This window comes from Micromonospora sp. CA-248212, assembly GCF_050948405.1.
GTDB lineage: Bacteria > Actinomycetota > Actinomycetes > Mycobacteriales > Micromonosporaceae > Micromonospora.
Window position 1 is genome coordinate 4460630 of the sequence record NZ_CP192023.1, and the last position, 24886, is coordinate 4485515.

General features: G+C 70.3%; 22 protein-coding genes. 15 read left to right on the forward strand and 7 right to left on the reverse strand.

Features of this window, described 5'->3' with window-relative positions:
• Positions 1-31 precede the first annotated feature (31 nt).
• The 3 genes from ACQP03_RS21100 (at position 32) to ACQP03_RS21110 (ending at position 4692) form a co-directional block, all read left to right on the forward strand.
• Positions 32-3103: a hypothetical protein gene (locus tag ACQP03_RS21100; RefSeq protein WP_433458075.1), complete on the forward strand. Its 3072-nt coding sequence runs from the start codon at positions 32-34 to the stop codon at positions 3101-3103.
• A 7-nt stretch (positions 3104-3110) separates the two neighbouring features.
• On the forward strand, positions 3111-4034 hold the full coding sequence (locus ACQP03_RS21105) for an AEC family transporter (RefSeq protein WP_433458077.1): 924 nt from the start codon (positions 3111-3113) through the stop codon (positions 4032-4034).
• Between the two features lie 82 nt (positions 4035-4116).
• Positions 4117-4692 (forward strand): hypothetical protein, encoded by a 576-nt coding sequence (locus tag ACQP03_RS21110; protein ID WP_396832365.1) that lies wholly within the window; start codon positions 4117-4119, stop codon positions 4690-4692.
• A gap of 71 nt (positions 4693-4763) precedes the next feature.
• Here the strand turns inward: ACQP03_RS21110 and ACQP03_RS21115 are convergent, their stop codons facing one another.
• The 4 genes from ACQP03_RS21115 to ACQP03_RS21130 form a co-directional block, all read right to left on the reverse strand.
• Positions 4764-5786 carry a hypothetical protein gene (locus tag ACQP03_RS21115; RefSeq protein WP_363660536.1) on the reverse strand — a complete coding sequence of 341 codons (1023 nt, stop codon included), beginning with the start codon at positions 5784-5786 and terminating at the stop codon, positions 4764-4766.
• Positions 5787-5968: 182 nt separating this feature from the next.
• Positions 5969-7522: a chitinase gene (locus tag ACQP03_RS21120; RefSeq protein ID WP_396832363.1), complete on the reverse strand. Its 1554-nt coding sequence runs from the start codon at positions 7520-7522 to the stop codon at positions 5969-5971.
• 148 nt (positions 7523-7670) lie between these two features.
• Entirely contained in the window at positions 7671-8135 is a 465-nt protein-coding gene (locus ACQP03_RS21125) for a hypothetical protein (RefSeq protein ID WP_396832362.1), read from the reverse strand.
• A complete protein-coding gene (locus tag ACQP03_RS21130) occupies positions 8132-8533 on the reverse strand; it encodes a DUF6069 family protein (RefSeq protein ID WP_357124968.1) in 402 nt (133 codons plus the stop codon). The genes ACQP03_RS21125 and ACQP03_RS21130 overlap by 4 nt, the downstream gene beginning before the upstream one ends.
• Positions 8534-8724: 191 nt before the next feature.
• On the opposite strand from ACQP03_RS21130, the gene ACQP03_RS21135 reads away from it, so the two are divergent.
• From ACQP03_RS21135 to ACQP03_RS21145, 3 genes are all read left to right on the forward strand, one after another.
• Positions 8725-9825 (forward strand): sensor histidine kinase, encoded by a 1101-nt coding sequence (locus ACQP03_RS21135; protein ID WP_396832361.1) that lies wholly within the window; start codon positions 8725-8727, stop codon positions 9823-9825.
• Entirely contained in the window at positions 9813-10475 is a 663-nt protein-coding gene (locus ACQP03_RS21140) for a response regulator transcription factor (RefSeq protein ID WP_357392471.1), read from the forward strand. The genes ACQP03_RS21135 and ACQP03_RS21140 overlap by 13 nt, the downstream gene beginning before the upstream one ends.
• 275 nt (positions 10476-10750) lie before the next feature.
• Complete coding sequence (locus ACQP03_RS21145) at positions 10751-11881, forward strand: hypothetical protein (RefSeq protein WP_357392470.1); 1131 nt, start codon at positions 10751-10753, stop codon at positions 11879-11881.
• A gap of 28 nt (positions 11882-11909) precedes the next feature.
• Here ACQP03_RS21145 and ACQP03_RS21150 read toward each other — a convergent pair whose 3' ends face one another.
• Entirely contained in the window at positions 11910-12752 is an 843-nt protein-coding gene (locus tag ACQP03_RS21150; RefSeq protein ID WP_396832360.1) for an aldo/keto reductase, read from the reverse strand.
• Positions 12753-12977: 225 nt separating this feature from the next.
• On the opposite strand from ACQP03_RS21150, the gene ACQP03_RS21155 reads away from it, so the two are divergent.
• From ACQP03_RS21155 to ACQP03_RS21170, 4 genes are all read left to right on the forward strand, one after another.
• On the forward strand, positions 12978-13559 hold the full coding sequence (locus tag ACQP03_RS21155) for a type 1 glutamine amidotransferase domain-containing protein (protein ID WP_363660542.1): 582 nt from the start codon (positions 12978-12980) through the stop codon (positions 13557-13559).
• Positions 13560-13967: 408 nt separating this feature from the next.
• The gene (locus ACQP03_RS21160; RefSeq protein ID WP_433458082.1) at positions 13968-14888 is read left to right on the forward strand and encodes an SRPBCC family protein; all 921 of its coding nucleotides are present in this window, start codon (positions 13968-13970) and stop codon (positions 14886-14888) included.
• Positions 14885-16060, forward strand: a complete 1176-nt coding sequence (locus ACQP03_RS21165) for a zinc-dependent alcohol dehydrogenase (protein ID WP_357392466.1) — start codon at positions 14885-14887, stop codon at positions 16058-16060. Before ACQP03_RS21160 ends, ACQP03_RS21165 begins: the two co-directional genes overlap by 4 nt.
• A 150-nt stretch (positions 16061-16210) precedes the next feature.
• Positions 16211-16840 carry a TMEM175 family protein gene (locus tag ACQP03_RS21170; protein ID WP_357392465.1) on the forward strand — a complete coding sequence of 210 codons (630 nt, stop codon included), beginning with the start codon at positions 16211-16213 and terminating at the stop codon, positions 16838-16840.
• A gap of 204 nt (positions 16841-17044) precedes the next feature.
• Here ACQP03_RS21170 and ACQP03_RS21175 read toward each other — a convergent pair whose 3' ends face one another.
• Positions 17045-18325: an FUSC family protein gene (locus tag ACQP03_RS21175; RefSeq protein ID WP_357392464.1), complete on the reverse strand. Its 1281-nt coding sequence runs from the start codon at positions 18323-18325 to the stop codon at positions 17045-17047.
• 145 nt (positions 18326-18470) lie between these two features.
• Here ACQP03_RS21175 and ACQP03_RS21180 point away from each other — a divergent pair, with 145 nt between their 5' ends.
• The 5 genes from ACQP03_RS21180 to ACQP03_RS21200 all read left to right on the forward strand — a co-directional run bounded on the left by ACQP03_RS21180 (position 18471) and on the right by ACQP03_RS21200 (position 23643).
• Positions 18471-18686 (forward strand): DUF4253 domain-containing protein, encoded by a 216-nt coding sequence (locus ACQP03_RS21180; RefSeq protein WP_363660547.1) that lies wholly within the window; start codon positions 18471-18473, stop codon positions 18684-18686.
• A 202-nt stretch (positions 18687-18888) separates the two neighbouring features.
• Positions 18889-19680, forward strand: coding sequence for an SCO2525 family SAM-dependent methyltransferase (locus tag ACQP03_RS21185; RefSeq protein ID WP_357392462.1), 792 nt, complete (start codon positions 18889-18891; stop codon positions 19678-19680).
• A 235-nt stretch (positions 19681-19915) separates the two neighbouring features.
• Positions 19916-21751 carry an SCO2524 family protein gene (locus tag ACQP03_RS21190; RefSeq protein WP_355047833.1) on the forward strand — a complete coding sequence of 612 codons (1836 nt, stop codon included), beginning with the start codon at positions 19916-19918 and terminating at the stop codon, positions 21749-21751.
• Positions 21752-22681 carry an SCO2523 family variant P-loop protein gene (locus ACQP03_RS21195; RefSeq protein WP_355047832.1) on the forward strand — a complete coding sequence of 310 codons (930 nt, stop codon included), beginning with the start codon at positions 21752-21754 and terminating at the stop codon, positions 22679-22681.
• A 35-nt stretch (positions 22682-22716) separates the two neighbouring features.
• On the forward strand, positions 22717-23643 hold the full coding sequence (locus ACQP03_RS21200) for an SCO2522 family protein (RefSeq protein WP_433113428.1): 927 nt from the start codon (positions 22717-22719) through the stop codon (positions 23641-23643).
• Positions 23644-23649: 6 nt separating this feature from the next.
• Here ACQP03_RS21200 and ACQP03_RS21205 read toward each other — a convergent pair whose 3' ends face one another.
• On the reverse strand, positions 23650-24606 hold the full coding sequence (locus ACQP03_RS21205) for an SCO2521 family protein (RefSeq protein ID WP_355047830.1): 957 nt from the start codon (positions 24604-24606) through the stop codon (positions 23650-23652).
• Between the last annotated feature and the right edge of the window lie 280 nt (positions 24607-24886).

A 24886-nucleotide genomic window follows, 5' to 3' on the forward strand; every position in this document is an offset into this window, starting at 1 on the left:
CGATGGCCGGTGCGACCACTACCATGCGAGCGTGGCTCACGTTGCCCAGGCTCGCAGGCCGTACCCGCTGCTCGTCGCCGTGGCGATCGTGGTGGCGCTCGGCGCGGCCACCGCCTGGGCGGTCGGCGACACGCTGGGGCTGACCCACTCCCCCGCCGCCGTGCCGGGCGAGGAGGCGGTCGCGGCGCCGGCGCGGACGCCCGCGCCGGTCCCGCCGTTGACGTCCCTCGTCGTACCCGACAATCCCCGGCTCACCAAGGCCGCGACCGCCGTCGCCGACGCGGTCGTCTTCCGCGGCCGGCCCCGGCCGGTGTTCGCCCCAGCCGGGTCCGTGACCACCGCGCCGGGCACCGGTACGGCGGGCGGCGGGCCCCCCGACCTGTCCGCGGTACGCACGCTGCGGGCGGGCGTGCTGGCCGCGCTCGGTGGGACGCCCGAGTCGTACCGGCTCGACGTGCGTGGCACCGAGTTGGCCGTCCAGGGTGGTGATGTCGCGGGCGTGGCAGCCGGGATGTACCAGCTGGCCGACCGGATCCGCTCCGGAGTGGAGGCGCTCCCCCCGGCGGACACCGGCCGGGTGGTCACCCCCCGGCTCGGCCTGCGGCTGACCGACGCCGGTTCGGTGGGCCGCGAGCCCGACCCGGCCGCCTTCGCCGCCGGCGACGACTACGGCCTGAACACCGACGTGGTCGCGTCGGCGGTGCTGCCCCGCTCGCCGTGGGTGGACGCCGCCGCGGTGGCCCGCATCGACGCGCAGTTCCGCCAGCTCGTCGACCACTCGGTGGCGCAGGGCTACAACGGGATCGTCGTGCCCGGCTTCCTGGAGTACGTCACGTTCGCCACGGTCGGCGACGGACGCGCGGTCTATCCGCCCGGCGACCCGCACGTCGACCGGGCGCGGGCGATGGTCACGGCGTTCGGGCCCGTCTTCCGGTACGCCGAGGACATGGGGATGAAGGTCTTCCTGCTGACCGACATGCTCGCGGTGTCGCCCCCGGTGGAGGCGTACCTGGCGCGGACCGTCGGCGGCCTCGACGTGGCCGACCCCCGGCTGTGGGCGGTCTACCAGGCCGGCCTGGCCGAACTGTTCGAGAGCATGCCGTTCGTCGACGGCCTGATGGTCCGCGTCGGCGAGGGCGGCGAGGTGTACGCCGGAACCGGGTGGGACTTCTCGTCCCGGCTCGCGGTCACCACGGAGGCGTCCGTACGCGCGATGCTGCGGGCGCTGCTGGACACGGCGGGCCCGGCCGGAAAGGAGATCATCTTCCGGACCTGGACGGTGGGCGTCGGCGCGGTCGGCGACCTGCACACCAACCCGGAGTCGTACGCGCAGGTTCTCGGCGGGCTCGACGACCCGCACCTGATCGTGTCCACGAAGTACACCCTCGGCGACTTCTACAGCCACCTGCCGCTGAACACCACGCTGCTGGGCGGCGGGCACCGCCGCATCGTGGAGTTCCAGGCCCGGCGCGAGTTCGAGGGGTTCGGCTCGCTGCCCAACGACCTCGGCCCGCTGCACCGCCAGGCGCTGCGCGCGTTCCTCGCCGCCAACGCAAACGTCGAGGGCGTCTGGAACTGGACCCAGGACGGCGGACCGCTGCGCGCCGGGCCCATGTCGCTGTACCTGCGCGCCGGGTTCTGGCAGCTCTACGACCTCAACACGTACGCCGTCGGCCGCCTTGCCTGGGATCCGCAGGCCGACCCGGCGCAGGTGACGGCGGACTGGGCGTACCGCACGTTCTCCGGCGACCCGGGGACCGTCGCCGCGATCGGGCAGGCCATGGCGCTGTCCCGCCCGGCGGTCACCAGGGGCCTCTACATCGGTCCGTACGCCGACCGCTCGGTACGGGCGCTCGGGCTGGAACCGCCGCCCATGATGTGGATCTTCGAGTGGGACATCCCGACCGGCGACTCCGCAGCTCAGGACAGCATCTACGCGGTGACCGGCAGCCGCGTCGACGAGGCGATCCAGGAGGGTACGCAGGCCGTCGCGCTGGCCCGGCGCATGCGCGACCTGGTGGCCGCGACCGACCCGGCGACCTGGCGGGACGCCGAACTGCGCGGACGCTTCACCGCGACGCTCGACTACCAGGTCGACCTGTTCGAGACGCTGAGCGCGTACCGGACCATGGTGCTGCGGCACGCGCAGTGGCTGGACACGGGCGCACCCGCCGCCCGTCACGACTGGCGGCGGGCAGCGGCCGCGTACCAGGATGCGCGCGACGCGCACCGGCAGCGCTACCACGCCGACCTGGACCTGCCGGCGTACAACTTCACCGCCGCCGACCTCGGCGCACGCCGCGCCGACCGGGACCCGGCGATGGCCTGGGCGGCCCGGGCGCTGCTCGCGTCGATCCTGCTGGTGCTGCTGCTCGGCCTGCGCGGGCGCGGGTTCGGCGCGGCCGCCGCGCGCGGATTGCTGCTCGGCGCGCTCCGGCCGTGGCGGGTCGCCGCGCTGCCGACACCCCGCACCCGGGCGGACCGGCTGATGGTGTGGCTGGTCCCGGCCGTGGTCCTGGTGGCCAGCCGGCTCGTGTTGACCTGGTTCGCCGCGCCGGCACACCTGCTGGTCACCCTCGGTGGATGGGCGCTGTTCGCCCTCGTCGTACGCCTCGTCGTCGGCCGTCGGGATCCGTTCCACCTGTGGGCCGCGCTCGGCGGTGTCGCGCTGCTGCGCAGCGTCCTTCTCCTGGCAGCGCTCGCCCCGCGCGGACCCGGCGGCTACTGGTTCGCCTTCTGGACCGCGCCGGGCCTGCGCGCGGCGTACGTCACCGTCGCGTTCGCGGCGTTCTGCTGGCTGTTCGTGGTCACGGCGGTGGTCCTGCGGGACCGCTACGGCCTGCGTCGCGCAAGCGCGGTCGGACTGACCCTCACCGCCGTGGGCGTGCCGCTGGGCGCACTGTCCGCCCTGGTCTCGGCGGTGGGCCTGGAACGCGCGCTGACGGTGTGGAACGACCAACTCGCGCTGCTGCCCTGGGGCCTGTCCCGCATCCTCGGCATCACCGTCTACCTCGGCATCCCGGCCCAGCTTCCGGCATACACCGCCACCGCCGGGATCGCCCTGGTCGCCGTCGGTCTGCTCCTGTCCCTCGGCCGCGAGTAACGCTCGGATGAGCCTGGTATCGGCGTTCGTACCGATCTGGATCCTCACCGCGGTCGGCTACGGGGCCTGTCGCCGGGGCCTGCTGGGCGAGGCGGTGGTGACGGTGCTCGGCCGGTTCGTGTTCCACCTCGCGATGCCGTCCGCCCTGTTCCTGGCCCTGTCCCGAATGCCACTCTCCGGGTTCGCCGGCCGCTCGCTGCTCGCCTTCGGGATGAGCACTGCCGCGGTCGTCGGCTTCGGCTGGGTCGGCGCGAGTCGGCTGTTCGGTCGTCTGCCCGGCGAACGGCCGATCTGGGGCATGGCCGCCGGCTACGTGAACTCGGCGAACCTCGGCATTCCGATCGCGACACAGGTGCTCGGCAACGTGTCGTTCCTGGCGGCGGTGGTACTGCTACAGGTGCTGGTGGTGACGCCCGTGGTCCTGATCGCCCTGGACCGGCACAGCGACCCGGCCGGGCGGGTGCGGGTCCGCCGTATCGCCTCCCTACCGGTACGCAACCCGGTGATCCTGGCGTCGCTGCTCGGTGTGGCGTGCTCGGCTGCCGACCTGCACCTGCCGTCGGCAGCCGACGCGTCGCTCACCCTGCTGGCGGGCGCCGCGGTTCCGGCCGCCCTGGTCGCGCTCGGCGCGTCGCTGCACCGCCCGGCGGGGGCGCGGGCAGAGCCGGCCGACCTGGCCGAGCTGGCCGTGCTCGCCACGCTGAAGCTCGTCGCGCAGCCGGTGATCGCGTACGTGGCCGGGCTGGCCCTGCACCTGTCCGCGCCGCAGTTGCTCGCCGTGGTGGTGTGCGCGGGCCTGCCGACAGCGCAGAACACGTTCATCTTCGGCCAGGAGTACGGCGTCGGCGAGACCATCGCCAACCGGGCGGTCGTCGTGACCACGACCCTGTCGCTGGGCACGCTGGCCGCGACGGCGACGCTGCTCGGATAGGCCTGGGGGGGTACGTGTACCCAGGAGGGGCTGAGTATGCCGGCCGATCCATCGGTCGCCGACGATGCGCAGGATGGTTCGCATGCGAAGGACACTGATGGTGATGACGGCCATGATCCTGGGGCTGGTCTCGGTGAGCGGGCCGGCGGCGGCGCAGCAGCGGCCACGGGGAATCCCTGACCGGGTCATGTTGCAGCCGGACGATCTCGGCGGAGCCGTGCCGGGGCCGGTGGAGGACGGGCTCGTGTGGCCGCTGCTACCCCAGCCGTGCGCGGACACGCCCGTGCCCGGGCCCGTCGTGAGCCGCACCCAGGCGGCCGATCTGGGTACCCGCTTCCGGATCTACGAGAACGTCGCCCGTTACCGCGGCGATGGCGCACACGCGTACCTCACCGAACTGAAGGCGCAGCTCGCCCGGTGCGGGGTGGGTGGCGACGAGGAGGGCTTCGACCCGGTCGCCGAGGACCACCTCGGGCCGGACTCGGTGCTGTTCCTCGGCACCTACGACGAAGGCGACCGCTACGTCGGCTATGTCGCCGCCGCGGTCGGCCACTACGTGGTGGTGGTCATGATGTCGGACTCGTACCTGGGTGCGGCTGACCTGACCACGTTGAACGGCCTGGCGAACGCCGCGCGGCACCGGGTGGCCGCGGCTTGACGCGATCGGAGGCCGGCCCTCTTGGGAAGGGTCGGCCTCCGGTCGGTACACAGGTCGCGGCGGCGACCATGTCAGCAGTCGGTCCAGCGCGCCGGGAGCAGTCGGGTGCCGCCGTTGACCGACCCGACGACGAGGCCATCGTCGGCGATTCCCCAGCCGATGATGATTTGGACGCCCGGGATGGCGCCGGGCAGGGTGACGAGCCGGCCGTCGTGATCGACGGCCGGGTCGCCGAGCACCGTGCCCTGACTGTTGACGCCCTGCGGCGACACCAGCGCCGGGTGCACGGCGGCGGCCACGCCGGTGCGCAGATCCCAGCGCACCAGGGTGCTCTCCTCGTCCTCGCTGCCGGTGCCGAAGCGGCCAACCGCCCAGTTGCCCCGGGCCGCGTAGACCCACGCCCACCGGGCGCCGGGCACGGTGAGTCGATCGGTCGTCCCGTCGGGATGGCGTACCCAGCCGAATACGGGGGTGCCGCCGACGATGGTGCCGTCGTCGAAGATCTCCGTCGTGCCAGAGTTGGACGGGGCGTCGATCACCTCGACAGTGCCCGGCCGGTCGGCGGGCCAGAGCAGCGGCAGAGCCGTCTCGGTCTCCTCGACGGCGCCGCTGCCTACGATGTCACCGCGCGAGTTGATGCTCTGCGCCGAGACGTTGGCGACCACTGGCGGGACGGGTAGCCACTCCAGCCGCCCCTGCACATAGCGCCAGGGGCGGTAGACGTCGCCGACGTAGGCACTGCCGACGGCGACACCGTACCGGTTGATGCTCTCGACCTGCGGCGTCGCTGGAACGTCGACGACGGTGAGGCGGGGCTGGTTCCACACCCCGGGCCGGGTGGCCCAGAGCAGCAGCAGCGGCTGCCGATCCTCGCCATCGATCCGATAGCCGGTGCCGGCGATGAATCGACCGGTCGGGTCGACCACCCGAGCGTCGCCATTCAGGTCCGCTGGTAGGGGCAGTGGTCGTAGCGTGCAGGCCGACACGGTTCGCGCCCGCGGCCCGGCCGTGGCGACGCCGGGCAGGCCGAGCGTTGCGATGAGGACGCCAGCGGTCAGACCGGCCAGGAAACCTTTACCAACAACCCGGGTCATCTCTGCCTCCAGCGACGCGCGGTGGTGATGTGCTCACACCAAAGCACGCCGACGTCGCCACCGGAAGTGCTCCGCCGGCAGCTGTGCAGGCGGCCGGTTCGGGGTTGCTGTGCCAGGTCGCGGCCCGGTCCGGATCGACCGGGCCGCGATCCTGATCCCGGCTGATTGCGCCCGTCTCGCGGTCAGGGCAGCGCCTTGAGGAACGGGCCGTGGTTCAGCCGGAATTCCCAGGAGTAGTACCGGTCCCAGTTGATCGACCAGGTCATGAGCCCTCGGAAGTTGGGGTTGGTTCCGCTGCGCGGGGTGTACGCGCCACAGTTCTGGCCTCGAACCAGGCAGGTCACCGCCTGCTGCACGCCCGCCGGGGCGAGGTAGCCGTTGCCGGCGCTGGTAGAGGAGGGCGCGCCGAACGCGACCTGGTCCTCGCGCAGTGCGGGGAAGACCGCGTTGGCGTTGCCGGCCACGGGGAAGCCGGCCAGCAGCATGTCGGTCATCGCGATGTGGAAGTCGGCGCTGCCCATGGTGTGGTACTGACCATCGAGCCCGACGATGGGACCGGAGTTGTAGTCCTGGACGTGCAGGACGGTGAGGATGTCCCGCAGCGCGTAGATCACCGGCAGGTACGACCCGGCCCTGGGATCCTGGCCACCCCAGGGGCCGGAGCCGTAGAACTGGTAGCCGAGCTGCACGAAGAACGTCTCCGGGGCCATCGTGAGCACGAAGCCGCTTCCGTAGCGCTGTTGGAGCTCGCGGATCGCCGAGATCAGGTTCACCACGACCGGGGTGGTCGGGTTGCGGAAGTCGGTGTCGCCGGTGTTGAGGTAGAGGGAGTGGCCCTCGAAGTCGATGTCCAGGCCGTTGAGGCCGTACCGGTCGATGATCGCCGACACCGAGCGGACGAACGTGTCACGGGCGGCGGTCGTGGTGAGCTGCACCTGCCCGTTCTGACCGCCGATGGACAGCAGCACCTTCTTGCCCTGCTGCTGCTTGGCGCGGATCGCCGCCGTGAACTGGGCCTCGGTCTCCACACTGGGGCACTCGGCAACCGGGCAGAGTTGGAAGCGGATGTCGCCGGAGGTGACGGAGGTGGGTTCGCCGAAGGCGAGGTTGACGATGTCCCAGTCGTCGGGCACGTCGGCCATCCGCAGGTATCCGGCGCCGTTGGCGAAGCTGGCGTGCAGGTAGCCGATCAGCGCGTGCTTCGGCAACCCCGTGTTCGGCGGCGGGCTCGTGGGCGGTGTGGTGGTCGGCGGCGGTGTCGTGGGTGGCGCGGTGGTCGGCGGTGTCGTGGTCGGGGGTGCGGTGGTCGGCGGTGTCGTGGTGGGGGGTGCGCCACCACCGCACGCGGCACCGTTGAGTGTGCAGTCGACGGGCGAGCCGGAGCCGGTGGCCAGGAAGCCGAACGACGCCGACGCGCCGGGGGCCAGGGCGCCGTTCCACGAGCGGTTGGTGAAGGTGTGCCGCTGCCCGATGCTGCTGACGGTGGCGTCCCAGTACGAGCCGAGGGTGGTGCCGGTCGGCAGGGTGAAGGCCACCTGCCAGCCGGTCATCGTGCTCGACCCGCCGTTGGTGATGGTGTAGCGACCCTCCCAGCCGGTACCCCAGTCGGACGTCTTGCTGAAGACCGCCGTCGGGCCGGCGGCCAGGGCCGGGTAAGCGAAGGTCAGGGTCGCCGCGGCGGCGGAGACCAGGGCTGCCAGGGCAGCCAGCAACGGTGTACGTGATCTGCGCGCCATCCGGTCCTCCCGAGGGGTGCCCGGCCGAGGGATATCGACGGGAGGCTAATTATTAGGTTTGTTAACTGAAGATGTCCAGGGGTGGCCGGACTACGCGAACTGAAACCATCGGTCCGCTTCCCGGTAGCCGTGACGGCGCTCGGCCCCGTCACCCACTCCCCCCACTGGCGGCCGCCATCATGATCAGGGTGCGCCTCCGCCGTCGACTCATCAGTGCGAAGCAGGCGGTGAGCACCACCAGCTCCACCTCGGCCCACTCGCCAGTGACGTCGACGCGGATCGGCCCGCCCAGTGGGCCGGGGAGGCGCACGACGATGCGGTTCCCGTCGCGGACCAGCTCACCTCCGCCATGACCGGCCTTCCAGCGGGTCACCCCGCCGGGCCCTGGCACATGCGACCGGTCCGGGTCGAGCCGCACCGGCACGCCGTGCTGACCCTGGGCGGTGAAACCGGTGCGTCGGCGGCCGGTCGGTTCGACCGTCCAGCGGCCGGTGCCGGTGCGGATCTCGCCGCACCGCCAGGTCCAGCCGGTACGCAGCGAGGCACGCGGCCCGGTCGAACCGGAGTCGAGGACGAAGGCCCCGTCCTGTTTGCGTACGGTCAACGCGGTCATCGCTTCGCTCCTTCCGGACGCGGCCGGGGCAGGCCGAGGAGGAGGATGAGGCCGACGCTCAGGTGCAGCAGCGCGAGGGTCGCCTTCGCTCCCCCGCCGACACCACTGGGTGGGCCGACCACGAGCGAGAGCAGCAGGACCACGACCGCCACCGAGGTCCACCAGACGTGGGCGCGGTTGGTGAAGCGGTGCAGCGCCGCGAGCAGCGCCCAGCCCGCCAGTGCCGCGACCGTGGTCGCCCCGATGACCGCGCCCATCGTGACCTGCCGGGTCGAGCCACCGGAGCGGACCGCCAGGTCTACGCCGGCCACCGAGCGCAGGAGCGCGAACTCGGCCACCGCCACTACGACCGCACCGGCCGCCACCGCGGCTTGTCGAAGGAGAGGGTTGTTCGTCATGGCCTGAGTCTGCGGACCGGGCCGGGCCGGACACGTCGGTCCAGACGCCACGACGGGTACGTCCTCCGGTGACCCGGCGTACTACCAAAGGAGGTGGTCCGGCGCGTGGCGAGCCCAGTAGCCTGCGCGATGTGGATGCCGCGGCGTGCGAGGTCAGGCGGCCGAGGACGTGGCGTTCCGTCCCGGCGGGCGTGACGACCCTGGCGGTCGGCGTCCTCGTCGCGACCATGCTCTGGTCCGCCACCCGATCCAGCTCGGCCGGTCTGGCCGCCCTCGACGTCGCGCTGGCGGTGACCGCCCTGGTCCTCGTACCGGTGGTCCTGCGCCACCCGCGGGTCGGTGGCGTGCTGGCCGGTCTGCTCGTCGCGCTGTCTGCGGTGGCCACGCCGGTGGCCAGCTTCGCGGTGCTCTTCACCGCCCGCAACCGGCCGTTTCGGCAGGCCGCGGTGGTGGCGGCGGTCGGCGTGGCGGGTGAGGCGGTGCAGGCGCTCTGGCGGCCGGTACCCAGCCTGCCGTTCGGCTGGCGGCTGGTGCTGATGTCGGTCGCGTACGCCGCCCTGCTCGGCTGGGGCACCTGGGCGCAGGCCCGGCACGCGTTGCTGGCGGCGCTGCGGGAGCGGGCCCGGCGGGCCGAGCAGGAGCAGGAACGGCGGGTTGGCGAGGCACGCGCGGCGGAGCGCAGCCGAATCGCGCGGGAGATGCACGATGTGCTGGCCCACCGGTTGTCCCTGCTGGCGGCTGCCGCCGGTGCGATGGAGTACCGGCCGGACGCGCCGCCCGAGCGGCTCAGCGCCGCCGCGGGGGTGATCCGAGCGAGCGCGCACCACGCCCTCGACGAGCTACGCGAGGTCATCACCCTGCTGCGCAACGACGACACCGATGCGCCGACCGACGCGCCACCCGGACAGACCCTCGCCGACCTGCCCCGCCTGGTCGACGAGGCGCGGGCCGCCGGGCAACAGATCGAGGTCCACGACCCGCTCGGCCCACCGGCCGAGATTCCGCCGCCGGTGGGCCGCACCGCCTACCGCATCGCGCAGGAGGCACTGACGAACGCCCGCAAGCACGCCGCCGGGCAGCCGGTCCGGCTGGTGCTCGGTGGGGCGCCCGGCTCCGGGCTGAGCATCGCCGTGAGCAACCCGACCACTCCGGACAGCGGTGCCACCGACAGCGCCGGCACCGGCCTGATCGGCCTCGCCGAACGCGCCGCGCTCACCGGCGGTCGCGTCGCCCACCACGTCGACGCCGCAGGCCGGTTCCACCTCACCGCGTGGCTGCCATGGCCGACGTGACCCCGCCGATCCGGGTCGTCATCGTCGACGACGACCCTCTCGTACGGGGAATGCTCACGCTGATGCTCGACGGCGCCGACGGGATCGCCGTCGTGGGCGAGGCCGCCGACGGCGCCACGGCGATCACCGCGGTGGACCGGCACCTGCCCGACGTGGTGCTGATGGACATCAGGATGCCCGGCGTCAACGGCATCACCGCCACCGAGCGCCTGCGCCGCCGCCACCGACCACCCGAGATCATCGTGCTCACCACGTTCGACACCGACGAGCACGTGCTACGAGCCCTGCGCGCGGGCGCGAGCGGCTTCCTCCTCAAGGACACCCCGCCCGAGCAGATCAGCCAAGCGGTACGCGCGGTGGCCGCCGGCAACCCGATGCTGTCTCCGGGCGTGACCCGCCGCCTCATGCAGCGGGTCGCCTCCGACGCCGAGTCGTACGATCGGGCGAACAACCGATTGGCCCTGCTCACACCCCGGGAACGCGACGTCGTGCTGGCCATCGCGCAGGGCCGCTCCAACGCCGAGATCGCCGGCGAGCTGCTGATGAGCGTGACGACGGTGAAGGCCCACGTCTCGCACATCCTGACCAAGCTGGATCTTGACAACCGTACCCAGATCGCCCTGCTCGCCCACGACGGCCGGCTCCTGTGACCCACCTCGTCGGCGGAGGCAGGGTGGCGGCCGGCCTTCGGGACGACTCAACCCAGCGAATCCGCTGCACCCTTCGGCATGGTCTTCTAGGCTGCGTGGGCGGGCCGTCCGGTTCGAGCAGGCGTCGTGTCGACGCGGTACGAATCGTCGGGGCGCCGCCCTCGGCGGCCTGGCTCCACCACCATGTCAGTCGGCAAGGGATCTGCCGTGACGACGCCTCAACGCCCCCGGCACTCGCCGTCGGCGCCGAGCCCGACCACCGGTGAGGAGCAGCGGTGACCCAGAGCGAACGACAGGGCCCGGAGATCGTCGTGGGACTGGTAGCAACCCCACCGGATCACCCCGCCCGGGTCGCCGCGCGGCTCACTTCGGAGCTGGCCAGAGGGCTCACCGAGCGGGTGAGCGCGGACGTGCGGTGGACCGTCCGGGAGGGTTGGGGGGAGGTGGTGCCGCGCCGCGACGGCGGCGCCGAAGCGTTGCTCGATGATCTTGCTAGGCGGCGCGCGGACGACCAGTGGGACGTCGCCATCTGCCTGACCGACCTGCCACTGCATGCCGAGCGGGCGCCCCTGGTCGCGCAGACGTCCGGCCAACGTCACATCGGGGTCATCTCCCTGCCCGCGCTGGGACTGCGTCAGATGCACTCGGTCCGCGCAGCCGTTCCGGATCTCGTGGGCCGGCTGCTGGCCGACGCCTCCGACCACCGGATACCGCCGGCCGAGCGGGCACCGGCAGAGACGAAACGGCGTGTTCCCGCCGTCCATCGAGTGATCGGCGGGGCCGACTCCGGCGAGCGGCGTTACCTCGCCTCGGGGCTGATCGGCCGAGTTCGCCTGTTGACCGGCATGGTCCGAGCCAACCGACCTGGACGTGCACTGCTGGGCCTGTCCAAATTGCTGGTCGGCGCGTTCGGCACGGCTGCGTTCGCGCTCACCACGGACACCATCTGGCAGATGGGCGATGCCCTCGGCGGACTCCGGCTCACGGTGATCATGGTGCTCGGGTTGACCGCGTTGGTGGCCTGGTTGATCGTTGCGCACGACCTGTGGGAGAGACCGAGCCGCGAGACGCCGGTTGAGCTGGCACGGCTCTTCAACCTGGGTACGGTCCTCACTCTCACTCTGGCCACCACGGTGTCCTACGTGGTGCTGTTCGTGGGTACGGTGCTCGTCGGGGCGCTGTTGATCGACACATCCGTGCTGGAACAGGTTCTGCAGCGCCCGGTGAATGCCGGTGATTATCTGGCGCTCGCCTGGATCACCAGCTCACTGGCCACTGTCGGCGGCGCCATCGGCTCGGGGCTGGAGAACGAGCAGACGGTACGAGCTGCCGCCTACGGCTATCACCCCCAACCCGGCGGCTGGCGGGACGAGAAGGGCGGGGAGCGGTCCCACACCGGAAGATAGTCGCGCCGGCAGAATCAACCGACCGGCCCTACAACATCTCCAACGGCTGCGGGCCAGCAGGTGGCGGGAACGCCACGTCGAGTGCCCTGATGTCTTCCTCGGTCAGGTGCAGGTCGCGCGCTTCCGCATTCTCCCGGGTGTGTTCCGAGTTGGACGATCGGGGAATGGCCGCGACCATCTCCTGCCTCAGCACCCAGGCCAACGCGACCTGGGCGGGCGTCGCCCCGTGCCGGGCGGCGACCTCCGTGACCTGGTCGTGGCCGAGTACCCGCCCCTGCTCGATCGGGGAGTACGCCATCACCGGGATCCGGTGTTCACGTAGCCACGGCAGCAGGTCGTACTCAGGACCTCGCCGGGTCAGGTTGTAGAGGATCTGGTTGGTCGCGCAATCGTTCCCACCCGCGTCGAGTAGCTCGGTCATGTTGGAGAGGTCGAAGTTACTCACGCCCCACTGCCCGATGTCGCCGGCTTCGACGAGTTCGGCGAACGCTTCGATCGTCTCGGTGAGTGGATGGCTGCCGCGCCAGTGCAGCAGATAGAGGTCGATGTGGTCGACGCCGAGTCGCTGCAGGCTGCGGCGGCAGGCCTGCACGGTCCCCTGCCGGCTCGCGTTCGACGGCAGCACCTTGTCGACCAGGAACACGTCATCGCGTCGTCCGACAACGGCCTCGCCGACAAGCTCCTCGGAAGCACCGTCGCCGTACATCTCCGCGGTGTCGATCAAGGTCATGCCCAGGTCCAGGCCAGTACGCAGTGCGGATATCTCCGCCCCGCGTCGCTCCGGGCGTTCACCCAGGTACCACGTGCCCTGGCCGAGCACGGGCATGGTCTGGCCCGACGGCAGTGGGAGGGAGGCGGTAGGGAGAGTCATGTCGGCCTTTCCGGGTCCTCGGCGCCAGTGGTTCAGTCCGTTACCCGCATCGGCAGGAAGCAGTCCCGCCCTTCGTCCGCGCTCTGTCTGATCGGCGAGCGGGTCACCCCGTCCGCCCTCGATCGGCGATCGGCGCTGTTTCCCGGTTCCCACACCGGGAAGGCGACCGCGAGCGCAACGATGCGCCGCCGACGGGGCGGCGCCACGAGGGAGAGGCCACCCAAGATGGCGCAGAGCCAGCAGCCACTGACCGGCAAACGAGTCGCTTGCCTCGCCGCCGACGGGGTGGAGGACGTGGAGTACACCCAGTCCCGGGCCGCCGCCGAGCAGGCGGGTGCCGAGGTCCACCTGATCTCCTTGAACTCCGGCGAGATCCAGTCGATGAACCAGGACATCGACCCGGCCAACCGCTATCGGGTGGACCGGACCGTCAACGAGGCCAATGCGGCCGACTACGACGCCCTGCTGCTGCCGGGCGGGACGGTCAACCCCGACCGGCTCCGGATGAACCCGCAGGCCATGGACTTCGTCCGGGCGTTCTTCCAGCAACAGAAGCCGGTGGCGGCGATCTGCCACGGCCCCTGGTCGTTGGTCGAGACCGGCATGGTCAACGGTCGGACCGTCACCTCCTTCCCCAGTCTGCGAACCGACATCCGCAACGCGGGCGGAAACTGGGTCGACCAACAGGTACAGGTCGACAACGGCCTGGTCACCAGCCGCAACCCCAATGACCTGCCGGCCTTCTGCGCCAAGATGGTCGAGGTGTTCGCCCAGGGCGAGAACGTCCGCAAGATGGCGACGGCCTGACCCGGCGAGCTCGGAGTCCGGAGGATCAGGACCCGACCTGAGCCCGCACCGCGGCGGCGCTTCGCCGGTCGAAGCGCCGCCGCGGTGAAGCTCGTGGACCCCCATCCGGATACGGGCGCTTGACCGGGGTCGACGACGTGGCCGTACCGCTGCTGGCGGTCGCGGCCGGTACGCCGTGCTGAGCAGCGGGACAGGGATCACCTCCGTTCCGCGACCGATGCACGGATTGAGGTGGTTTCCGAGGGGTATTCGGGCCTCTACGGGTCTCGTCCCGGACTTGCATGAGCCGGAATGGCTCGGCCGGGCTGCGACCGGATACGGAGGCTACCCGTGACTCAACTAGCAACCCGAGAGGCTGCGCAGGCCAGGCAGGAAGACGTGCGACGGCGAGGACGCCGGCTCGGCTGGATGAGTCTCGGTCTGGGTGTGGCACAGCTCGCGGCACCGGACACGGTGCGCCGGATCAGCGGGGTGGACGACTCCTCGACATCCCGGACCGTGGTGCCGCTTGTCGGGGCGCGGGAGTTGGTCCACGCGGCCGGCCTCCTGGCGAGCCGGCGCAAGGGCATCTGGGCGTGGACCCGGGTCGCGGGCGACGCGATGGACCTGGCGTCTCTCGGGGTGGCCATCGCCCACCGCAGCGGGCACCGCCGGCGTCGCCTCGTCGGTGTCACTGGCGCCATCGTCGGGATCACTGTGGTGGACCTGCTGACCGCAGTGCAGGCCACCCGTGCCAGGAAGACCGGTTCGGCGCCAGCGGTACGAGGCTCACGCGAAGGAGGATCCATGGAGCTGACAGCCACGACAACCATCCGCAAACCTGCGCCCACGGTCTACGCGTTCTGGCGTGACCTGGACAACCTCCCCACGTTCATGGCACACCTCGAGAAGATCCGCCCCACCGGCGACCGTACGAGCCACTGGTCCGCCAGCGCTCCCTTCGGCAAGAACGTCGAGTGGGACGCGGAGATCACCGACGAGACGCCCGGCGAGAAGATCGCGTGGCGGTCCACCGGCAACGCCGACGTGCCGAACGCCGGCACGGTCCGGTTCGTCCCTGCCCCGGATGGTTCCAGCACCGAGGTGCACGTCGTCATGTCGTACGACGTCCCGGGCGGCGCGGTCGGCAAGGCGGTCGCCAGGTACTTCGGTGAGGAACCGCACCAGCAGCTCGACGACGACCTGCGCCGGCTCAAGCAGGTGCTGGAGACCGGGCAGGTGGTCCGGTCCGAGGGTGCCCCGTGGGGCAAGCGGGCCCGCAAGGAGTTCCCGCAGCGTCCGGCGCAACCGCTGTCGGACTCCGAGCTCGCGAAGGGGGCAGGCGAGTGAGGGCGAACACCTGGGCAGGCCGCAACAAGGTCAAGGTCCGTGACGTGCCAGACCCGAAGATCCTGAACGACCGGGACGCCATCGTACGGATCACCTCCACCGCCATCTGCGGCTCGGACCTGCACCTGCTCGATGGGTACGTGCCCACGATGCAGGACGGCGACGTCATGGGCCACGAGTTCATGGGCGAGGTGATCGAGGTCGGCCGGGGCGTCGACCCAGGCCGGCTGCGCGTCGGCGATCGGGTCGTGGTGCCGTTCCCGATTGCCTGCGGCGCGTGCGGTGCCTGCGCCGCCGAGCTGTGGTCGTGCTGCGAGAACTCCAATCCGAACGCCGGCATCGCCGAGAAGATGTTCGGCCACCCGGTCGCCGGGATCTTCGGCTACTCGCATCTGACCGGCGGCTTTGCGGGCGGCCAGGCGCAGTACGCGCGGGTGCCGTTCGCCGACGTCGGCCCCCTGAAGATCGAGTCCGACCTCACCGACGAACAGGTGCTGTTCCTCTCCGACATCCTGCCCACCGGCTACATGGGCGCCGACATGTGCGACATCCAGCCCACCGACGTCGTCGCCGTGTGGGGCGCCGGCCCGGTCGGGCAGTTCGCGATGGACAGCGCCCGGGCGCTCGGCGCCGCGAAGGTCATCGCCATCGACAAAGAGCCGTACCGGCTGCAGATGGCCGAGCGGGCAGGCCACACGCCGGTGAACTTCGAGGAGGTGGACGTGCGGTCCCGGCTGCTGGAGCTGACCGGCGGACGTGGGCCGGACAAGTGCATCGACGCGGTCGGCATGGAATCCACCCACGGTGCCACGCACGTGAACGCGTACGACCGGGTTAAGCAGGCGGTCCGGTCGGAGACCGAACGCCCGCACGCGCTGCGCCAGGCGATCCTGTCCTGCCGCAGCGGCGGCATCGTGTCGGTCATCGGCGTGTACGGCGGCTTCCTCGACAAGTTCCCGGCTGGGGCGTGGATGAATCGGGCGCTGACCCTGCGTACCGGTCAATGCCACGTGCAGCGCTACATGAAACCGCTGCTGCAGCGCATCGAACGGGGGGAGATCGACCCCACCCGGGTCATCACCCACACCCTGCCACTCGACCAGGCAGAACGCGGCTTCGAGATTTTCAAGAACAAGCAGGACAACTGCGAAAAGGTCGTCCTCAAACCCTGACCACCACCCGCATCCGGCCACCGCGACGCGCCCGGTGGCCGGATGCGACGTCCGGATGTCCGGCCGTTTGCCCCGAAGGACCGCGGGTAGCCGCAGTTGGTGAGTGGGCCAGACGCAGACCTTGGCACCCGGTCAGACACCAGCCGCGCGGTGGCGTTCAGCGACGCCATATTCGCCATCATCATCACGTTGCTGGTCCTGGACCTTCGGGTACCGGACGTTCCCCCTGGCCGCCTGCTGCCTGGCCTGCTCGACCAGTGGCCCTCGTACGTCGCGTACCTGGCGTCCTACTCCTATGTGGCCGTTGTCTGGCTCAACCACAAGGCGGCGTTCAACCGCATTCAACAGGCCGATCGCGGCCTGCACTTCGTGAACCTGTTCGTGCTGTTCAGCACGGCGCTGCTGCCATTCCCGACCATCGTCGTGTCAGATGCGCTGCAGGAACACAACAACGCCGACCAGCGCGTGGCTGTCGCCTTCTACGCGCTGATCGGCGCGTTGCTGTGCGCGACGTGGCTGGCGTTCTACCACTACCTGGCCCGGAACCCCGACCTGCTGAAGGATCAGGTCAAGGACGACTTCTTTCGCGTCGAGCGTGTCCGTGCCCTCACCGGGGTCGTCCTGTACGTCCTCGCGGGACTGGTCGGCTACCTGGTTGCTCCCCTGATCGGCCTGGCCGTCTTTCTCCTTCTGCCCGTCTTCTACGCCATCACCAGCGCCGGCCTGTACCAGTCGCGCCTGACCCGGGGTATGACCCGCCGTCCTCGGCCACCGACCTGAGGGCGGACGGACGAGCCGCCGTTTCACCCCGACAGCGGCGGGTACTCGCCGAGGACCTACGCGGCTTGGTGTCCGGGCCCACAAGACCGCAACGCCGCCGGTCGTCACAGCCCGAGGAGTGCGGCAGCCCGGGGATGAGTACGACGAGCGAAGGTGAGGAGGCCGGCCACCTGGGCAGGCAGGTGCGTCATGCCCTCCGCCGCCTCAGGGGCTCTCGCCGAAACGTTCCCGCGTGAGCCGGTTGGCTGTCTCCGGATCGAGACCGCTGGCGCGGAGCAGGTCACTCGCCACGACCCGCGTCTGGGTGACCAGGGTCTGACTGAACCGGCCGGTGGCACCATCGACGGCCCGGCGGGCGCTGTGCATGGCCGCCAGGGCCGTCGCTCGCGCCAGCCGCGGTTCACGTCCCGACACGCGTTCGGCCCGCAGGCGCTCGTTGGCGTCGGCGAGTTGCCTGAGTGTCGTGGTCAGCTCGGACGGAACCGCCTCGTCGTACTGCAAGACGGTCGCCGAGGTACGCGCCAGATCCTGTGCGTCGCCGATCACCCGCTGGGCATGCTCGGCGAAGTGGGCAAACTGTTCCACGTCGTCTCGCCGGTGCCATCTCACCGGTGCCAGACTCACCACCTCCCTCGCCCCGTCGAGCGCCTGTGACAAGCGCGCGAGATCCGGTCCCGAGGCCCGCAGGCGCTGCAGGGACGCGATGGCCTGCTCGGCGTCACGTTCGTTCAACGCGGTCGCGATGGTCCGTAGTTCCGCGCTGGTCAGCTGGACGATCGGCGTCGCCGCCCGGTCGAGAACGCGCATCGGGTTGACCGGGAACAGCAGTGTGACCACCAGCAGCCCCACCGCCCCACCGATGAGGGCATCCAGGATTCTGGGCCACTCGAGATTGGGATCCACCGGCGACAGGGTCGTGACCACGACGGCGGAAGCACCGGCCTGCGCCACGGTCGCACCGCTGCCACCGGAGAGCACCAGCGCGATCGCGATCGCGATACCCACCGCTAAACCGATCTGCACCGGTCCCGGACCGACGGTATAGAGCAGACCGTCCCCAATGAGGATTCCGAGTACCACGCCGACCAGCGACTGGACGGTTCGTCGGACCCGCTGGCCGATTGCCGCGACGATCGTTCCGACCGCCGCGGACGGAGCGAACACCGGCGCAGGAATACCCAACAGGTCGTGTCCGATGAACCAGGACAACGCTGCGGCCAACGCCGCCTGGACCGTGATCACCAGGATGACGTGCGTCAGGTGCAGCCGCACCCGCCACCCCCGACGCCCACGCTGGCGAGCCTGCTCTGCCGCCTGCCGCACCTCGCTCGCCACCGCGTCGACACCGGAGTGCGGATCGGGCGAACGCTCCTGGGCACCACTCATGCGGGTAACTACCCGAAGCAGCGACAAACAAGTCAGCGACAAGTGCCAGCTGGCTTGCTCGTGTCCCGTACCGCAGCTCCAGTCGACCGAACGGGCCACGGGCCCAGTGCGGAGTTGGACACCACCCGCAAAGCATCCTAGGAGGATGCGTCGGGCCCCTCCAACCACATGCCGTTCGCCACGGGTTTCGGTGCGGGATCACCAACGAGACTGTGGCCTCTGCTCGTACTCGACGCTGACCGCGATGACGACCCGTTCTGCGTCGACGCCGAGTACGACCAGATCAGCACCGCCGAGCAGCACGACAGCGACGCGTTCCTCGCCGAGTGCTGGCGGGCGGGTGACCGCCGAACACTTCGCCTTCTGCCCGGACAACATCTGGCAGAGCAACACCGACACCTTCCGCACGTACGCCGAATCAGTCATGGGCGTGAACTGCTGGAGTTTCTGGTGGGACTGATGGCGAAGGCTGCTGCCCGCACGTGCCGGCCTTCATCGCGCGGCCGGCATGGCACCGGACCACCGTCCTGTCGTCGTCACTTCGGGCGGACGGCGGGCTTCCTGCACTTGTGAGCGCGCACCACCATCGATACATAATGGGCTGTGTACTGAGCGCCGCTTCAACGACCAATGTGATCCGCCGACCCGATGGAGGCCCGTCCATGGCGTTGACCCCGGCGACTGGGGGCGGTTGCGGCGAGTCGACGCCACGTTCGCCGATTCAGTCGCCGAGGCCGGTCAATTCCGACGTCGAGTGGGACAGCTTCGACCCGCAGGCGTATGTCCGGCACAACTACGCGGATCTGCGGCCTGACGATCGGGAGATCCTGTGCCGCATCCGAGACTTCTTCGGCGAGGCGAAGCTCTCCGACGCGCGGTGCGTCGACGTGGGGTCGGGGGCGAACCTGTACCCGGCGCTGTCGCTCCTCCCGTTCGCGAAGGCCGTCGACCTGTGTGAATGGTCGACGGCGAACGTGAACTGGCTGCGTACGCAGGTCGACAGCTACGACGAGCTCTGGGACCCGTACTGGCAGGTGTGCACGGAGCACCCGGCGTACGCGGCCCTGACGGATCCGCGTCGACGACTGGCACAGGTGGGCCGGGTGGTGCGGGCCAGCGTCTTCACCCTGCCGAGGCACGCCTGGAGCGCCGGGACGATGTTCTTCGTGGCCTGCTCCATCTCGGCGGACCAGGCCGAGGCCGAGCACGCGATCGGTCGGTTTCTGGACGCGCTGCGGCCCAGGTCGCCCTTCGCCGTGACGGTCATGCTCGGATCGGTCGGATACGACGTCGGTCGGCGGAGGTTCCCGGCCGTGGCCCTGCAGCGCGCCGACGTGGTGGCCACCATCGCGGCCGGCGCGGACGACCTGGACGTCCACGAGGTACGGCCCAAGCCGCCGCTGCGGGACGGATACGTGGGCATGCTGCTGGCCACCGGCCGGACCCGCGGATAGCGCCCATGCGTACCGGCGGAATGCGCCGACCTCGTGCTGTCGGCGCAGCGGGGCGGCGGGGCATTCCCCCCGCGTCCGATTGGCCGGATTGCCGACACGCGGCCATCGAAGCCTTTCAAGTGCCACTCGACTGGCCCGCTACCATGACGTTGTACGGCACCGTGGATCATCGTGGGCACGGCTATAGCAGCGGTTTCAAGTCGACGACTACAACAGACGGCGGTGGATCATGCGGATGCAGCCTCGCCAGGAGATCCTCGACATCTGGCGGGCCACGGTTCGCAGTTGCTGGGCGAACGGTGAATGGCACTGGGGCGGCCGAAGTGGTACCAACTCGATCAGCGACGCGGAGCAACTACTGACCCTGTTGCTCCCCGCGGCCAAGGTCCCCGTGCTGTCACTTGACGACCCGGACCGCGCCGACGAAGAGGTGATCGAGGCGCTCAGCCCGCTCGGCGGCGCGATCGAGATTCCCCGCCGGCTGGTCAGCGTGATGATCGACTATTTCCGGCGGTACACCGACGACGCCGGCACTCCGATCTTCGGCGGCGGCAGTTACCTCACCCCGCTGGAGGGTGGTCCGGAGCTCACCGAGGAGCAGCGTTCCCAGGACATCGTCGACTCGTTCGCGGTGTCGGTCACCCTCACGTTGGCGACGATCGGTTTCGTCAAGGTCTACCGGGGGTCCACCCAGCGGCGTGACCTGTTGGCGCAACTGGACGAACTGGAGGCCATGGCGAGCGCGCGCCTCACGGCGGCGATGGTCGGCCTGCTCCGCAGCTTCAGCACCTTCGTCTTCACCTCCACCGACGAGTACGGCATTCGCCTGTGCGACATGGTCAATCAGGACGAGCTACCTCGCCGCGAGCTGGTGGCCGCGCTGCGCGAGCAGTTGCGGGACACCATGGCGAGCCTGCGTAGCGTGGTCATCGGTTCGGGTCGGGTGACGGAGGACCTGGACAACAGCGAGATGCTGTTCGAGTGCGGCTGGTCGTGGGGGCTCATCTCCGGGACCGAGGAGGTCCCGACCACCGAGCCGATCGGCCGACAGCGTGCGGGCTCCGCGGAGAACGCCCCCTACCTCTACTTCACCGTGATCGCGATGGACGCCATCGAGGACCTGAACTCCGAACGCACCCGGCTGCTCGGATTGCTCAACGAGGAGCAGCAGCGGCTGTCCCGGGCGCTGCAACTTCGCTGGGAGCTCACCCGGACGTACTGGGCGACGGTGGCGACCTTCGGCAACCGACGACGGTGGCCCATCGAGGACATTCCCTGGCGGACGACCGATGGTGACCGGACCGACTACTACACGCTCCAGACGACGTCGCTCGCCGTGAAGGGTCTGCTCGCCGTCGGGCGCGGCGGTGACGAGGAGCTCGGGCGGATCGCCTCGGTACTGGTGGAGCTGGCGCAGCGCGCGCGGATCACCCGGCGGGCGTCACCCGGCGAGCCGGCGCTGTTCGTGCACGCGCCCGGCAAGCAGGTGACCCTGAACGACGACACGTCGAAGCCGATCATGACGTGGAACGTCAACGAGTTCTCCGTGGTGCTGCTACAGCGGGCGGCCGCCGTCGCCGGTCTGCTGAGCAACGCCCGTCAGCGCAGTGAACTACTCGAGCTGGCCGACGAGGTGTGGGATCACCTGCTGCTGCGGCGCATCCCGGACGGCCGGCACCAGGGGCTGTGGGACCATGCCAGTGGCGCCTTCCCCGGCCTGGCGCCGAAGCCGAACGCACCCTCCTGGTATCTGACCGTGCGGGTGGCGCAGGCGCTGGTCACCTCCGGTCAGCTGCTGTGGGAGCGACCGTTCCCGCGAGCCGGCCGGCTGGCCGACTACGCACAGGATCTCATTGACGAGGCCGAATACCTGTTCGACCGGGAGTTGATGCGCGGCACCTTCGACGGCGAGGCGATGCAGCGCAGCATGCGCAGCATCCGAGCCAGCCTCGGCCGGGCACAGTTGCTGGTCGACGAGCGGCCCGGCACGGCGGCGGCGCTGGTGAACACGCTTCTGCTGCTCCTCAACGACGTCGCCACCGGGCAGCAGAAGGCCAGCGAGGGGATCTGAATGCTGGTCTTCGTCACGTCGCACAAGGGCGGCACCGGCCGGTCGGTGACCGCGGCGAACATCGCCTATCGCAGCGCGTTGTCCGGTCACCCCACCTGCTACCTGGATTACGACTTCGGCTCGCCGACCGCCGGCATCACGTTCCAGATACCCCAGGCCGTCAACGGTGTGGAGGGCGCCGGGCCCAACGGTGGCGGCCTGCACCGATATCTGCGCGGGGAGATCCCGTCTCCGGAGCAGTTGGACGTGTGGGGCACCTCCGAACGTGCCAGCCTGCGTCAGCGGCCCATCGGGTCCGGTCCGCTGGTGCTCCTGCCGGGGCAACGCAACGGCAGCGAGTTCGGTTTCACCAACGACATCGCCAAGCGCTGCGCCGAGCTCTTCCTCCGACTGGAGGAGGAGTTCGACCTGACCCTGGTGGACCTCAGCGCCGGCCGGTCGTACGCCAGTCAGATCGCGCTGGCCGCGACCGCGACCTCGACCCTGCGCAAGGTCGCCGTACGCTGGCTGGTCTTCCACCGGTGGACTCCCCAGCACGTCACCGCGGCGGCGGACCTGGCCTTCGAGGCGGGTGGGATCGTGGCCATGGGCAAGGAGTACGGCCACGAGCCGGAGAGGCTACGGGAGTCGCTGCGCTTCATCCGGACGGCGGTGATCGACTCACGTGGCCCCGAGGTCGGCCATCTCGGCCTCGCCCAGCAGGCCTTCCTGCGCAAGTGCGACGCGGAGCTGTCGGAGCTGGCCCGACGACGGGGTGTCGGACGTACGACACTTCTCGGCGTGGTGCCGCTGGATCCTCTGCTGCAGTGGCGGGAGCAGCTGATCTCCGACCACGACGTGCAATCCAAAATTGCCAACGTCAAGACGGTGGACGCCTTCGTTGACCTGACTGAGAAGCTTTTCGACGAGACGGCATGGGACACCGCGTGATCGGCATGGATGTCAGGTTCCAGGAGGCAGCTGCGGTGCGTCGTACAGAGAGCGTGGCGTACTCGCATCTGTCCGTGGAGCTGGGGCATTTCTACGCGGAGGACTTCGGCGACGGGTGTGAGGAGCTGAGGCGCAAGTTCGAGCGGATCGCGGACTGGTCGGCCGCGATCCCGGCGCTGGCCCGACGCGGGCTGCCCGCATCCCGGGAGCCGCGGATCAGCACCTGCTTCATGTTGGACGACTACTTCCACCGCTTCGGCACCCCCCGCGAGGTGATTCCGCAGGTGCAGAGCGCCGCGGCGGAGCATGGCCTGACCTTGGACTACGTGGCCCGGGAGTCCAGTTTCGCCCGGCACGACGGCGCCGAGCTGGCCCGGTTGGTGGTCGACACACTGGTGGTGGAACCCCCTCGGGGCACCACCGGGAGTCGCCCCCCGTTGAGCGAGTCGGGCTGGCTGTCCAACGGTAAGCGGTCCCCCGGGCACGTCGACGCGCCGGCGATGACCCTGCCGCGTCCGTGGTCTCCGCCGTTGCAGTCCGGCGATCCCCGGCACTCCATCTTCGTCGACATCGAGCTCTGGTCCGACGAGCCGGACGCCCGGGTGTGGGCCTGCGCCCTGCTCGCCTCGGTCTGGCAGATGACCCGGCTCGGCGTGCTACGGCATCGGGGCGAGACGATGACCCAGCCGCGCCAGCTCGTCGGCGAGCTACCGACGGACTGGGACCAGCTGCCGGCGATCGTCCAGCTCAACCCGGCGGCCGCGCCGTTCTGCGCGTATCGCACGCTGACCCTGATGGGCACCGAGTACCTGCCGGTGGAGCTGGCCGTACGGACCATCCTCGGCCAGGTGGCGGTGCCGCCGACGGTCGCGCAGCAGGTCGCCAAACGGGCCGGCGGCGAGGGCCTGCAGCTACCCAGTGAGCTGGTCGACCGGCTGAGCTACGTGTTCATCAGCGACTGAGTGTGCTCAGCGCCCGCACGGCTCGTCGACGGCCATCCGGCCGGCCAGGTCGCGAAGCAGAGCCATGTTGCTCACGCTGATCTGGTCCCGGATCCAGTTGACCGACGAGTTCCACTGACGGCTGAAGCCGGGTACCTGCTCCAACTGGTCCCAGATCGGCCGCAGTCGCGGGTGCACCCGCGCGCCCGGCAGCCACAGGTGCAGCAGGTGCTCCAGCACCGGACGCAGCCGCTCGACGTGCTCCTGCCCGGAGGCCGATCGGGTGACCGCGGACTCCACCAGCGAGGACAGGATGGTCAGCAGCCAGTCGTGCAACGCGAGGTCTTCGCAGAGCCCCGCCACGGCCGCCGGCACGTCCTGCGGGGCGAGCACGAGTTCGACCGTACGCAGGGTGGGTGAGTCCACGGTGACCACCGCCGAGACGTCCCGGTTGGGACGCTCGTCCGTCTGCGCGGTCCAGCGCAACCGTGTGCGGGCGGTGCGCAGGGGCGGGCGCCGGTCCAGCAGGTCGGACATCTGCACACCGTCGAGCACCCGGCCGGTGATCGCCTCCAGGTTCAGCACGTCGGCGTTGTTGCCGTGCAGGAAGCCCGCGCTCAGGTCGGCGACGTCCAGCTTGCCGACCGTCTCGAGGACGCCGGGGTTGGCCAGGTAGTGCGACCACGGCCGACGGCGTTGCCCGGCGACGACGTGGATGACCGAGGAGGCCTGCACGATCCGGCCGCCGGTGATGATGGCCCGGGTGAGAACCGCGCCCACCCCACGTAACTGGCGCTTTCTGGCGCTCGGGAGCCAGCAGTCGACACCGGTGCGAACATCGGGTGACACCGCGTACAGCGATGGACGCCGGGAGGTCAGCACGGCCTCGCCCTCGATCAGGCTGAGCACGTCGGCGCTCTGCTCCTGGGCCAACGCCGTACTGTGCTGCAGAAGACTGGTGTGCACCTCACCGACCGTGAGCATGGCTTCCTCCGCGACGCTGCCACCGACCCGCGTTCGTCCCGCGTACGCGGCTCATGCTGATTGACGTACACCCCTCGCGACCGGCACTGACCCGGATCCGCATCGGACAACCGCAACTCCACGAGTACGCGATTCGACCGCCGGATTCGTTTCCGTTGGTGGCCATCATAGGCCCGGGGTCGGCGGGAATCCCATGCACGGCGGGCGTTCGGAGTGTTCGCGGGTCGGACGGACGTGACAACGACTGATATTTTCGATGATGCGGTCGCCAGCCACCCCC

Bases quoted from the DNA above. Each gene is read 5' to 3' on its own strand.
- ACQP03_RS21120 (WP_396832363.1), bottom strand. From the start codon at position 7,522: ATGGCGCGCAGATCACGTACACCGTTGCTGGCTGCCCTGGCAGCCCTG.
- ACQP03_RS21140 (WP_357392471.1), top strand. From the start codon at position 9,813: ATGGCCGACGTGACCCCGCCGATCCGGGTCGTCATCGTCGACGACGAC.
- ACQP03_RS21130 (WP_357124968.1), bottom strand. From the start codon at position 8,533: ATGACGAACAACCCTCTCCTTCGACAAGCCGCGGTGGCGGCCGGTGCG.
- ACQP03_RS21125 (WP_396832362.1), bottom strand. From the start codon at position 8,135: ATGACCGCGTTGACCGTACGCAAACAGGACGGGGCCTTCGTCCTCGAC.
- ACQP03_RS21160 (WP_433458082.1), top strand. From the start codon at position 13,968: ATGAGTCTCGGTCTGGGTGTGGCACAGCTCGCGGCACCGGACACGGTG.
- ACQP03_RS21190 (WP_355047833.1), top strand. From the start codon at position 19,916: ATGCAGCCTCGCCAGGAGATCCTCGACATCTGGCGGGCCACGGTTCGC.
- ACQP03_RS21205 (WP_355047830.1), bottom strand. From the start codon at position 24,606: ATGCTCACGGTCGGTGAGGTGCACACCAGTCTTCTGCAGCACAGTACG.
- ACQP03_RS21185 (WP_357392462.1), top strand. From the start codon at position 18,889: ATGGCGTTGACCCCGGCGACTGGGGGCGGTTGCGGCGAGTCGACGCCA.
- ACQP03_RS21155 (WP_363660542.1), top strand. From the start codon at position 12,978: ATGGCGCAGAGCCAGCAGCCACTGACCGGCAAACGAGTCGCTTGCCTC.
- ACQP03_RS21195 (WP_355047832.1), top strand. From the start codon at position 21,752: ATGCTGGTCTTCGTCACGTCGCACAAGGGCGGCACCGGCCGGTCGGTG.
- ACQP03_RS21105 (WP_433458077.1), top strand. From the start codon at position 3,111: ATGAGCCTGGTATCGGCGTTCGTACCGATCTGGATCCTCACCGCGGTC.
- ACQP03_RS21110 (WP_396832365.1), top strand. From the start codon at position 4,117: ATGCGAAGGACACTGATGGTGATGACGGCCATGATCCTGGGGCTGGTC.
- ACQP03_RS21180 (WP_363660547.1), top strand. From the start codon at position 18,471: ATGACGACCCGTTCTGCGTCGACGCCGAGTACGACCAGATCAGCACCG.
- ACQP03_RS21115 (WP_363660536.1), bottom strand. From the start codon at position 5,786: ATGACCCGGGTTGTTGGTAAAGGTTTCCTGGCCGGTCTGACCGCTGGC.
- ACQP03_RS21150 (WP_396832360.1), bottom strand. From the start codon at position 12,752: ATGACTCTCCCTACCGCCTCCCTCCCACTGCCGTCGGGCCAGACCATG.